Annotated in this window: 11 protein-coding genes and 1 pseudogene; 7 read left to right on the plus strand and 5 right to left on the minus strand. The window is 65.0% G+C overall.

Annotated features, from left to right (window positions below):
• The first annotated feature begins 30 nt into the window (after positions 1-30).
• Positions 31-954 carry a LysR family transcriptional regulator gene (locus ACQKLX_RS28805; protein ID WP_427364986.1) on the plus strand — a complete coding sequence of 308 codons (924 nt, stop codon included), beginning with the start codon at positions 31-33 and terminating at the stop codon, positions 952-954.
• A gap of 112 nt (positions 955-1,066) precedes the next feature.
• Positions 1,067-1,452: pseudogene (locus ACQKLX_RS28810) on the plus strand (transposase); the annotation flags it as partial.
• Positions 1,453-1,745: 293 nt separating this feature from the next.
• On the opposite strand, the gene ACQKLX_RS28815 reads toward ACQKLX_RS28810, so the two are convergent.
• The 3 genes from ACQKLX_RS28815 to ACQKLX_RS28825 form a co-directional block, all read right to left on the minus strand.
• Positions 1,746-2,153, minus strand: a complete 408-nt coding sequence (locus tag ACQKLX_RS28815) for a VOC family protein (protein ID WP_427364987.1) — start codon at positions 2,151-2,153, stop codon at positions 1,746-1,748.
• 136 nt (positions 2,154-2,289) lie between these two features.
• The gene (locus ACQKLX_RS28820) at positions 2,290-2,889 is read right to left on the minus strand and encodes a Crp/Fnr family transcriptional regulator (RefSeq protein ID WP_427364988.1); all 600 of its coding nucleotides are present in this window, start codon (positions 2,887-2,889) and stop codon (positions 2,290-2,292) included.
• Positions 2,890-2,938: 49 nt separating this feature from the next.
• Positions 2,939-3,646 (minus strand): GntR family transcriptional regulator, encoded by a 708-nt coding sequence (locus tag ACQKLX_RS28825; RefSeq protein WP_427364989.1) that lies wholly within the window; start codon positions 3,644-3,646, stop codon positions 2,939-2,941.
• A gap of 171 nt (positions 3,647-3,817) precedes the next feature.
• Here ACQKLX_RS28825 and ACQKLX_RS28830 point away from each other — a divergent pair, with 171 nt between their 5' ends.
• From ACQKLX_RS28830 to dksA, 5 genes are all read left to right on the plus strand, one after another.
• Positions 3,818-4,789 (plus strand): tripartite tricarboxylate transporter substrate-binding protein, encoded by a 972-nt coding sequence (locus ACQKLX_RS28830; RefSeq protein ID WP_427364990.1) that lies wholly within the window; start codon positions 3,818-3,820, stop codon positions 4,787-4,789.
• Positions 4,790-4,826: 37 nt separating this feature from the next.
• Positions 4,827-5,903, plus strand: coding sequence for a tartrate dehydrogenase (locus ACQKLX_RS28835; protein WP_427364991.1), 1,077 nt, complete (start codon positions 4,827-4,829; stop codon positions 5,901-5,903).
• A 100-nt stretch (positions 5,904-6,003) separates the two neighbouring features.
• Positions 6,004-7,377: an MBOAT family O-acyltransferase gene (locus ACQKLX_RS28840; RefSeq protein WP_427364992.1), complete on the plus strand. Its 1,374-nt coding sequence runs from the start codon at positions 6,004-6,006 to the stop codon at positions 7,375-7,377.
• Positions 7,352-8,356, plus strand: coding sequence for a hypothetical protein (locus ACQKLX_RS28845; RefSeq protein ID WP_427364993.1), 1,005 nt, complete (start codon positions 7,352-7,354; stop codon positions 8,354-8,356). The genes ACQKLX_RS28840 and ACQKLX_RS28845 overlap by 26 nt, the downstream gene beginning before the upstream one ends.
• Positions 8,357-8,503: 147 nt before the next feature.
• Positions 8,504-8,926, plus strand: a complete 423-nt coding sequence (gene dksA, locus ACQKLX_RS28850; protein ID WP_427364994.1) for an RNA polymerase-binding protein DksA — start codon at positions 8,504-8,506, stop codon at positions 8,924-8,926.
• Positions 8,927-9,020: 94 nt separating this feature from the next.
• On the opposite strand, the gene ACQKLX_RS28855 is transcribed toward dksA, so the two are convergent.
• The gene (locus tag ACQKLX_RS28855; protein WP_427364995.1) at positions 9,021-9,782 is read right to left on the minus strand and encodes an HpcH/HpaI aldolase family protein; all 762 of its coding nucleotides are present in this window, start codon (positions 9,780-9,782) and stop codon (positions 9,021-9,023) included.
• 14 nt (positions 9,783-9,796) lie between these two features.
• The gene (gene hpaH, locus ACQKLX_RS28860; RefSeq protein ID WP_427364996.1) at positions 9,797-10,579 is read right to left on the minus strand and encodes a 2-oxo-hept-4-ene-1,7-dioate hydratase; all 783 of its coding nucleotides are present in this window, start codon (positions 10,577-10,579) and stop codon (positions 9,797-9,799) included.
• Between the last annotated feature and the right edge of the window lie 156 nt (positions 10,580-10,735).

The following is a 10,735-nucleotide window of genomic DNA, read 5'->3' on the forward strand; positions in this document are numbered from 1 at the left end:
TGCCGAAACTCCGCGGAACCGTCGACGCTCATGACCCTCGAACAGCTTCGCATTTTTGTCGCGGTCGCTGAACGTGAGCACGTCACACGCGCCGCCACGGAACTGAACCTCACCCAGTCGGCGACGAGTGCGGCGATTGCGGCGCTTGAACATCGCCATGCCGTGAAACTGTTCGACCGCGTCGGGCGCCGAATTGTCCTGACCGATGCTGGGCGCCAGTTTCTGAACGAGGCGCGTGCGATCCTTGCCCGTGCGGTCGCTGGCGAGCAGGTCCTGTCGGATCTTGCCGGGCTAAAGCGTGGGCGACTGTCCTTCGCTGCGAGTCAAACGGTTGGCAACTACTGGCTGCCACAGAAGCTTGCCCTGTTTCGCAGCCAACACCCGGGTATCGAGACACCGCTGATGATCGGCAACACCGAGACGGTCGCAGCTTCCATTCACAACGGACGCGCCGACATCGGTTTCGTCGAAGGCGAGATTGATGATCCGCTTCTGGTGCAGGAGATCGTCGCGCTAGACGAACTAGCGATTGTCGTCGCGCCCGCTCACCCCTGGGCTAGGCGCACACGCGTGGACCCGTCAGAATTCGGCGAGAGCCTCTGGGTCTTGCGCGAGCCCGGTTCAGGTACCCGGCAGGCCCTTGAAGCGGTTCTCGCCTGCGCCGGCCATTCTACCGCCGACCTCGAGGTCGTGCTGGAACTGCCGGCCAATGAAGCCGTGCGCACCGCAATCGCAGCAGGCTCAGCTGCCGGCCTGATGTCGAAGCTCGTTGTCGCCAGCGACTTAAACTCAGGCCTGCTCACCGAGGTCGCGGCGGATATTCCCCACCGGCACTTCGTCAAGCTCTGGCATAAGGAACGCTATGTCGGGCGCGCAGCGCAGGCCTTCAGCACACTTCTCGACGGCGAGCCCGTCGCAGCCCCCGCTCACAGAATCTTTGATCTAAAGCGATGATGTGATTTTGAATCTTTCCACGACACCGATCAAGTCGCCGACATGTCCGGTTGGCCTGCTGCCGGTTTCGTGGACACCGGGATTAGGTGTTTCATGAACCCGGAGGTGGGGTATGCGGCGAAGACAGTTTGGGCGTGAGTTCAAGATCGAGGCGGTCCGTCTGATCAAGGATCGCGGAGTGAGCGGCGCAGGCGTCTCGGGATCTGGATGTCCACGAGAACCAGTTGCGCAAATGGGTGAAGCTCTTTCGGCCGATCCTACGCAGGCCTTTCCCGGCCACGGTCAGATGAAGCCGGAGCAACTTGAGATCGAGAAGCTGCGGCGAGAGGTAGCCAAGCTCAAGGCGGAGCGCGACATCCTAAAAAAGGCCGCAGCCTACTTCGCGAAGGACGTGACATGAGGTTCACGTTCATTGCGAAGCACCGGGGAATCTGACCGGTGGCGTGGCTTTGCGAAGCGCTGGATGTGTCACGCTCGGGCTTTCATGCCTGGCTCAGCTCAAACTGCCGGGTTTTTCTTTGCCTGGAGCTCAGCTACGGCGAGCTCGCCCAGTGACATTTTCATTGCGCCATAGTGACACGATCAAAAGCACCACCCTATGTAACTCATTGAAATTAAAAGCACCTAAGTGACACCGTCATTGCATTTTGAAAAGTCTCGCGCCCCGCGCGACTTGGTACCGAGAACCTGTCCATTCGCCTCCGAGTTGAAAGAGCCCGGCGGTTTCCTGCCGGGCTGTTACAACTGGTTTGGCAGTTCGCCGGCCACGGCAAAGGAACCAAGCCGATCTCTCAGCCCACTGGAATCGCCGCTGGATCCATCCACACCGCCTCCCAGACATGGCCGTCAGGATCGACCAGGCTGCGGTTGAACAGGAAGCCGAGGTCCTGCTGCGGATTGACGTCGGCGCTGCCGCCATGGCTCGCCGCCGCCTCGTTCATCCGGTCGACGGCTTCGCGGCTGTCGCAGGAGATCGCCAGCATGACCTCGCTCATGCTCGCCGGCGGGATCGGGCGGCTGGTGAAGCTGCTCCATTTGGAGTGGGTCAACAGCATCACATGGATCGCCTCGCTCCAGACCATGCAGGCCGAGCTGTCATCGCTGAACTGGGGATTGTTGATGAACCCGAGCGCTTCGTAGAAGGCCTTGGCGCGCGCCAGATCCGTCACCGGCAGGTTCACGAAAATCATCCTGGTCATCTTGCATCTCCCGCGATCGTGGCGAGGCGCGCCCGCCCTGTCCAACAAGCGCCGCGATGACCACCACCGCGGCTGCTTGATGGCGAGTGTTAGGGGCGATGCGGCATCCGCGAATTGATGTTGGTAAGAAAGCGCTTCAGCCGCGCTCCATCCGGCCATAGGCGATGGCGCGCCTCAGGCGGCTGAGGCTTTCCGGGGTGATGCCGAGCCAGGCGGCGATGTGGTGCTGCTTCAGCCGCTTGTGCAGCTCCGGCTCGCGGCGGATGAAGTCGCGATAGCGCTTCATCGCGTCGTCGTGCCGGAAGGAGATCTCGTCCGGTTCCTTGTCGATGATCCAGTGGCGTTCCATGTAGCGGATGTAGAAGGCGCCGATATCGGGAAACGTCGCAGCGAGCGTCCTGAACGCCGCGAAGTCGTATTCGAGGACGGCGCTGTCCTCGATCGCCGTGATGGTGAACAGGCTCGGCTCAGCCAGCAGCGTCGCGCTGACCGAGGCGGCGATACGGTTCTCAGGAAAGAAATATTTGACGATCAGGTCGCCGTCGGGGCCGGCATAGTGCTGATAGAACAGGCCCTCGACCACGAAGGCATAGCTCGTCGGAACGTCCCCTGCCCTGATGAAGATCTCGTCCCTGCGATAGTGCCTTGGCCGCAGAAGAGCCGCCCAGGCGCGCTCGGCAGCCTCCGAGAGATCGGCGTAGGTCCGGATTTTCGCGAAGAAGGCGTCCGTCGTCATTCAGCGATCCCGCAGACCTGCGGCATCGTTCAGGGCGAATGCCGGCAGCTCAAAGTTGCCGCAGGCCGATATGCTCGATCAAGGGCACGATCTCGTCGCGGGCCGCGACGCGGTGCGCCCGGGCGCTGCGATGCGCCTCTCCCGCATCGCCTGAACGCAAAGCTGCGATGATCGCGCGATGTGCCTGCGCCGAGCCGCTCGGCCTCGCCCGCAGCTTCAATGTCAGCATACGGGCGCGATGGGCCTGGTCGGTCACCGTCTGGGCGATGCGGCGCAAGCGGCCATTGCCGCAGCGCTCGACCAACAGGCGATGGAAGAGCTCGTCGGCCTCGGCCCAGCCCGGCAGATCGTCGCGTGCCAGCGCTGCATCCATAGCGGCGGTCGCCGCCTCCAGTTCGTCAGCCGCAGCTGCGCGGGTCGCCTCAGGCAAGCCCGCCAGCAGCTCCGCCGCCATCGATTCCACTGCGATGACGACCTCGTAGATCTCGCGGATATCCTGCGGCGCCAGAGGGCAGATCAGTACGCCGCGCTTTGAGAGGACACGGACCAGCCCGTCCTCCTGCAGCCGGATGATCGCCTCATGCACCGGCGTGCGGCTCATGCCGAGGCGGACGGCGATCTCCTGCTCCGAGCCCTGATAGCCGGGCGGGAAATCGGTATCGCGGATCGCCTGCTTCAGCGCGGCATAGGCCTCGTCGACCAGCGAACCACGCTTTGCTCCAGCATCCGGAATCTCTGCGCGCGTCAGCTCGACCATGGCTCCTCCAGCGGCCGATTGAGCACATTTGATTATTTCCATGCAAGCAAGAATGGAAGCTTGACATCATATGTCCTGGCGGTGACGATAAACCATGCAAACTTCCATGGAAGATAAATGGAAGAGCAGGTCGAAGCGCCGCCGACCGGCGCTCGCACAGGGAGAGAACCGATGAAGCGAATGCTGATCGCGCTGGCGCTCGGGCTGGCGGTGATATCTTCAGTGGCTGCACAGACCTACCCGACCCGCGCGATCACGCTGGTCGTACCCTTCGCCGCCGGCGGCACCACCGATATCGTCGCCAGGTTGATGGCGGACCATATGGGCCGCACGCTCGGCCAGTCGGTCGTGGTCGAGAACGTCGCCGGCGCCGGCGGCACCACGGGAGCGACCCGCGTCGCCAGGGCAACACCGGACGGCTACACGCTGCTGATGGGCAATCTCGGCACGCAGGCAGCAAGCGTCGGGCTCTATCCCAAGCTCGCCTATGATCCGCGTACCGATTTCGAGCCGGTGATGAACTCGGCCTCGACGCCGATGCTGGTGGTCGCCAAGAAGGACCTGCCGGTCAAGGATTTCCGTGAGTTCGTCGCCTATCTCAAGGCCAATGCCGAGAAGCTGAACTACGGTTCGGGCGGTGTCGGCTCGACCTCGCATCTGACCTGCCTCTTCCTGGATTCGCTGCTCGGCACCAAGCCGCAGCACGTCCCCTTCCGCGGTTCCGGCCCGGCCCTGAACGCGCTGCTCGGCGGCCAGGTCGATTATGTCTGCGACCAGACCGTCGCCATCGTCCCGAGCGTGCAGGCAAAGGAAGGCAAGGGCCTCGTCGTCGCTGTCAAGGACCGGCTTCCGGTCATTCCCGATGTCCCGACCTCGGCCGAGCAGGGCCTGCCGCAATTCCAGGCCACGGGCTGGAACGCGATGTTCGCGCCCAAGGGCACGCCGAAGGAGATCGTCGACAAGCTGAACGCCGCCGCCCGCGCCGCCCTCAAGGACGAGCCGACGCGCAAGCGCTTCCTCGAGCTCGGCGCCGAACTGCCTGACGAGGCCGGCCAGACCCCGGCCGCGCTCGGCGAGCTCGTCCGCAGCGAGATCGACAAATGGGTGCCGGTCATCCGCAATGCCGGCGTGACCGCCCAGTAATCACCTCAGCAACAGCAGCACAGCATCGGACAAGAGCATGCGCACGCACAGGATCGCCGCCATCGGCGGGGACGGTATCGGCCCCGAGGTCATCGCCGCCGGGCTCCAGGCCCTGGAGGTCTGTGCCGAGCGCGATGGCGGCTTCCGCCTCGATATCGATGCCTTCGACTGGGGCTCCGACTATTATCGCCGGCACGGCGTGATGATGCCGGCTGACGGCGCCGACCAGCTCCGCGCCTTCGATGCGATCTATTTCGGGGCCGTCGGCGCGCCTGATATCCCCGACCACCTGACGCTCTGGGGCCTCAGGCTCGCGATCTGCCAGCCGCTCGACCAGTACGCCAATGTCCGGCCGACCCGCATCCTGCCCGGCATCGTCAGCCCGCTGCGCCATGTCTCCGGCCCCGAGCTCGACTGGGTGATCGTGCGCGAGAACTCCGAGGGCGAGTATTCCGGCGTCGGCGGGCGCGTCCACAAGGGCCTGCCCGAGGAGGTCGCGACCGATGTCGCCATGTTCACCCGCGCCGGCGTCACCCGGATCATCCGCTACGCCTTCGAGGTCGCCCGCTCACGGCCGCGCAAGCTCCTGACCGTGGTCACCAAGTCGAACGCCCAGCGCCACGGCATGGTGATGTGGGACGAGATCGCCGCCGAGGTGGCGGCAGGCTTCCCGGATGTCGCCTGGGACAAGATGCTGGTCGACGCCATGACCATGCGCATGACGCTGAAGCCGGAGACGCTCGACACCATCGTCGCGACCAATCTCCATGCCGACATCCTCTCGGATCTCGCCGCGGCGCTGGCCGGCTCGCTCGGCATCGCACCGACCGCGAATCTCAACCCCGAGCGCAAGACGCCGTCCATGTTCGAGCCGATCCATGGCTCGGCCTTCGACATCACCGGCAAAGGCATCGCCAATCCCGTCGCGACCTTCTGGACGGGAGCGATGATGCTCGACCATCTCGGCGAGAAGGCCGCGGCCGCCCGGCTGATGCGCGCAGTCGAGCGCGTCACCGCCGACCCAGGCCTGCACACACCCGATCTCGGCGGCAGGGCGACGACAGCGCAGGTGACGGAAGCCGTCTGCGAGGCGCTGCGCGGCGACAACATCTGAGCAAGAGGCCTGCGACGAGGGCGGCGTGCGACGTCCTGACCATGACAGGGCGGCGATAATCGTCTAAGGCGGCCTTTCTCCTGCCGCCCTCGCCCGCCCGATGCTGTTCAACTCCTTCGCCTTCCTGCTCGGTTTCCTGCCGCTCGCGCTCGCTTTGCATTGGCTGGTCGAACGCTTCGCGCCGGCCTGGCGGCTGGCGCTGCTGGCGCTGCTCTCCTTTGCCTTCTACGGCTGGTGGGACTGGCGCTTCGTGCCGCTGCTCGCCTTCTCGATCCTGCTTAACTGGCTGATCGCGGAAGCCTTCCTTAAGACCAAGCGTGGAACATTGATCACGCTCGCCATCGTGATCAATCTCGCAATCCTGGCGCTCTTCAAGTACTTCAACTTCTTCGCCGATCTCGCTGCGATGATTCCGGGATTGCCGACGACGAAGCTCGATCTCGCGCTGCCGCTCGGCATCTCCTTCTTCACCTTCCACCATGTGATGTACCTGACCGATCTGCGCCGAGGCGAGGCCCCGCGATACGATCTCGTCCGCTACGCGCTCTACATCGCCTTCTTCCCGCAGGTGCTCGCAGGGCCGCTGGTGCGCTGGCGCGAGATCATGCACCAGCTCGACGAGCGCCCTTACCTGCGGCCCGACGCCGCCGAGCGCATCGCCCGCGGCATCATGCTGCTGACGATCGGCCTGGCGAAGAAGGTGCTGCTCAGCGACCCGCTCTCCGAATACGCCAACCCGGTCTTCGCCGCCGCGGCCGAAGGCAAGATGCTAAGCCTGACGGAAGCCTGGCAAGGCACCCTCGCCTTCACCTTCCAGATCTATTTCGACTTTTCCGGCTACACCGACATGGCGCTGGGCCTAGCCCTGCTCTTCGGCATCGTGCTGCCGCAGAACTTCGACGTGCCCTACCGCGCCACAAGCCTGCAGGATTTCTGGCGGCGCTGGCATATGACGCTGTCCCGCTTCCTGCGCGACTATCTCTACATCCCGCTCGGCGGCTCGCGGCATGGCCTGCCGCTGCAGCTTTGGGCGCTGTTCGCCACCATGGCGCTCGGCGGCCTCTGGCACGGTGCCGGTCTCAACTTCGTCGCCTGGGGTGTGGCGCACGGCGCCGTGCTCGCCATCGGCGTGCTCTGGCGCCGCGCCGGGCTACCGATGCCCGCGCTGCTCGGCTGGGCGCTGACCTTCCTGTTCGTCGCCTTGTGCTGGGTGCTGTTCCGCGCCACCTCCTTCGAGGCGGCGCTCACCATCTACAAGGGCCTGTTCGGCCTTGGCCCGGTCGGGACCGGCTTCAAATGGCGCGCCTTCGTGCCCGCGATCGCCGTCGCCATGATCGGCCCAACCGCCTGGGCGGCAGTGCACAAGGCGACCCCGGCGCGCTGGCTGGCTCTCCTCACCGCTATTCTCTTCGTACTGATCCTGTTCAAGATCGGCGACGACGCCAATTATGAATTCATCTACTTCCAGTTCTAGGGGGCGCTGGCGCGGCTTCGTCCGGACCTTCCTGCTGGTCGCAGCGGGAATGGTGGTCGCACTGCCGACGCTCGCCCTTCTGGTCGACCCTTACGACAGCGGGCGTTCGCCTTTCGCGCTCAAGACCGGCGTCAGGCCGCAGGGACCACGCACCGCCGCCGCCAGCCGCGGTCGCGATCCGGCCTTTGCCGGCGCCATCTTCGGTAATTCGCATGTCCAGCTGGTTTCGCCGGAGCAGCTGACGCAGCAAACCGGCATCCCCTTCGTCTCGCTGATCGCCCCCGCCACCGGCCCACGCGAGACCCTCGTCCTGCTCGACTGGTTCCTGCGCCACCGCAAGGAGCCGGCGAAGGCGCTGGTGATCGGCGTCGATGCCCGCTGGTGCTTTGCGGACGCCGACCTGCCGGTCAACCGCCCGTTCCCGTTCTGGCTGTACGAACGGTCGCCGTTTGCCTATCTGCGCGGTCTGCTGCGTTTCGATGTGATCGAGGAAAGCCTTCGCCGCCTGAGCTATCTCATGACGCCCTCGCCGGAACGCGCACGTCCTGACGGCTATTGGGACTACGAGGCGGGCTACGAGGCCCAGGGATACGTTGCCGATCCCAAGCTTCGAGAAGCGTTGCGCGAGCAGGTCGACATCAGTGGCTACAACCTGACTGGGCATTTTCCTCCGGCCATTGCACTGCGCGAACTGCTCGAGCGCGCCGCTTCGGACGTTCCGGTCGTGCTCGTACGGCCACCGAACATCGTGACGGCCCTGCCCGTGCCCGGAACAGCCGGAGCGGATGCCGACGCCGGCTGCCTCAACGCCTATACCAAGCTCGCCGCCGAGCGCCCGCGCACCGCTCTCGTCGACTGGCGCGTCGACCGGCCGGAGAATCGCGAGCCGGACAACTATTTCGACCATACCCACTACCGCAGAAAGATCGCCGTGCCTCTCACGGCCGACATTGCCGCGGCCATCGTCAGATTGCGCTGATTTTCCAGCGCTTTGCCAGCTTGTTCACGGCTGCGCAAAAGCGATTGTTCCCGATGTGACCAATCGCTATAAGGGCGCCAAATCGGCGGCCTCGACACGGCAAAGCCGGCGGGGCCTTCGAGCGGATGATCATGTAGAAGGCCCACCATGTCGAAGCAGATCACTCTCGACCCCGACTACAAGCCCAGCGATGGCGAGCCGTTCATGAACGAGCGGCAGCGGGAGTATTTCCGCAGCAAGCTGCTCGCCTGGAAGGAGGAGATCCTCAAGGAGGCCAAGGAGACCCTGGTCACCTTGCAGAGCGAGAGCGAGAACCATCCGGACATCGCCGATCGTGCCTCCTCGGAGACCGACCGCGCCATCGAGCTGCGCGCCCGCGACCGCCAGCGCAAGCTGATCTCCAAGATCGACGCTGCCCTCTCCCGCATCGAGGACGGCTCCTACGGCTATTGCGAGGAGACCGGCGAGCCGATCTCGCTGAAGCGCCTGGAAGCCCGCCCGATCGCGACGCTGTCGCTCGAGGCGCAGGAGCGCCATGAGCGCAATGAGCGGGTGTTCAGGGACGATTGAAAGACGCGCGCATCGCGCGTTCATACGAAAGGCCCCGCAGGCAACTGCGGGGCCTTTCGTGTTGGAAGGGTGGATGACCAACCGTCGGGTTGGCCTACCGGAACGTCTTCGCCAGCGCGTCCGCGTGCTTGGTCAAAAGGCCGAGATCCGAGCCGACGGCGACGAAGCGGTAGCCCCATTCGATATAGCGGCGCGCATCGACCTCTGACGGCGTCAGGATACCGGCCGGCTTGCCGACGGCCGCCAGCCGCTCGACCGCGCCCTTGATCGCAGCCTGCACCTCGGGATGGCCGGGATTGCCGATATGGCCGAGCGAGGCCGAGAGGTCGGCGGGGCCGATGAAGACGCCGTCGACCCCGTCCACCGAAGCGATCGCCTCGATCTGGGCCAGCGCCTCGCCGGTCTCGACCTGCACGAGCACGCAGATCTCGGCATCGGCGCGCTTGAGATAATCCGGCACGCGGCCATAGCGGCTGCCGCGCCCGCTTCCGGTGATGCCGCGGATACCGGCCGGCGGATAACGGCAGGCAGCGACGGCCTTGGCCGCCTCCTGCGCATTCTGGACGAAAGGCACCAGCACGGCTTGGGTGCCAATGTCGAGCAGGCGCTTCAGCAGCACCGGATCGTTCCAGGCCGGGCGCACGATCGGCGTCGCAGTGCCGGCCTGCAGCGCCTGGAGCTGGGCGAGTACGGCCGGCGGCTCGTTCGGCGAATGCTCGGTGTCGACCAGAATCCAGTCGAAGCCGCTCTGGCCGATGATTTCGGCGACGATCGGGCTGCACAGGCTGCTCCACAGCCCGATCTGGAGCTCGCCGCGGGCGAGCGCGGCCTTGAAGGCGTTGCGGGGCAGATCCATTGGCGAGCGATCCTTCAGACGAACTGGACGGAGACGCTGCCGAGCGGCCCGAAATCGGCGTGCAGCGTGTCGCCCTTGTTAGCCCAGACCGGCCGGGTGAAGGAACCCGACAGCATCAGGTCACCCGGCTGCAGGGTGATGTCGAAGGGTGCGAGCTTGTTGGCGAGCCAGGCGATCGCCATCGTGGGGTGGCCGAGCACGCCAGCAGCGAGGCCAGTCTCCTCGATCTCGGAGTTGCGGTAGAAGATCGCGCCGACCCAGCGCAGATCGATGTCCTCAGGCCGCACCGGCCGGCCGCCGAGGACGATGCCGGCGGCAGCGCCATTGTCGGCCACGGTGTCGAAGATCTTGCGCGGCTCGGTGACGCGCGCGTCGATGATCTCGATCGACGGCACGACATATTCGGTCGCCCGCAGCACATCGATCAGCCCGATGCCCGGCCCCTTCAGCGGCTCCTTCAGGATGAAGGTCAGCTCCGGCTCGACGCGTGGCACGCAGAAATTCTCGAACTTCACCTTGGCGCCGTCGTTGAGCAGAAGGTCGTCGAAGAGGTAGCCGTAATCGGGCTCGTCGATCTTCGAAGAGGCCTGCATCGCCTTGGAGGTCAGGCCGATCTTGTGGCCGATGATGCGGGCGCCGGCCTTGACCCGCTCCTGCGCCACCGCCGAGGAGATTGCGTAGGAGTCTTCGATCTTGATCTCAGGGAACATCTGCGAGGGCCGCTCACCCTGCTTCTTGGTGCGGTGGCTTTCGAGCAAGGAGCGCACCACCTGCGCGCGCTGGGCTTCGGTCAGCATAGATTTTCTTCCTTGGAACTTGTTTGCGGCTCGCGCCGCCACAGCGACAGACTGTTCGAGGCATCCCCCAGCCCTCATCCTGAGGAGGAGCCGAAAGCTGCGTCTCGAAGGATGCTCCAGCTGGTTCCGGAGCCTCCTGGAGCATCCTTAGAGACG

The sequence above is a fragment of the Allobosea sp. NPDC003192 genome (assembly GCF_050275675.1).
In the GTDB taxonomy this organism is placed as follows: domain Bacteria; phylum Pseudomonadota; class Alphaproteobacteria; order Rhizobiales; family Beijerinckiaceae; genus Allobosea.

Bases quoted from the DNA above. Each gene is read 5' to 3' on its own strand.
- ACQKLX_RS28840 (WP_427364992.1), top strand. From the start codon at position 6,004: ATGCTGTTCAACTCCTTCGCCTTCCTGCTCGGTTTCCTGCCGCTCGCG.
- ACQKLX_RS28835 (WP_427364991.1), top strand. From the start codon at position 4,827: ATGCGCACGCACAGGATCGCCGCCATCGGCGGGGACGGTATCGGCCCC.
- ACQKLX_RS28845 (WP_427364993.1), top strand. From the start codon at position 7,352: ATGAATTCATCTACTTCCAGTTCTAGGGGGCGCTGGCGCGGCTTCGTC.
- hpaH (WP_427364996.1), bottom strand. From the start codon at position 10,579: ATGCTGACCGAAGCCCAGCGCGCGCAGGTGGTGCGCTCCTTGCTCGAA.
- ACQKLX_RS28815 (WP_427364987.1), bottom strand. From the start codon at position 2,153: ATGACCAGGATGATTTTCGTGAACCTGCCGGTGACGGATCTGGCGCGC.
- ACQKLX_RS28830 (WP_427364990.1), top strand. From the start codon at position 3,818: ATGAAGCGAATGCTGATCGCGCTGGCGCTCGGGCTGGCGGTGATATCT.
- ACQKLX_RS28855 (WP_427364995.1), bottom strand. From the start codon at position 9,782: ATGGATCTGCCCCGCAACGCCTTCAAGGCCGCGCTCGCCCGCGGCGAG.
- dksA (WP_427364994.1), top strand. From the start codon at position 8,504: ATGTCGAAGCAGATCACTCTCGACCCCGACTACAAGCCCAGCGATGGC.
- ACQKLX_RS28820 (WP_427364988.1), bottom strand. From the start codon at position 2,889: ATGACGACGGACGCCTTCTTCGCGAAAATCCGGACCTACGCCGATCTC.
- ACQKLX_RS28805 (WP_427364986.1), top strand. From the start codon at position 31: ATGACCCTCGAACAGCTTCGCATTTTTGTCGCGGTCGCTGAACGTGAG.
- ACQKLX_RS28825 (WP_427364989.1), bottom strand. From the start codon at position 3,646: ATGGTCGAGCTGACGCGCGCAGAGATTCCGGATGCTGGAGCAAAGCGT.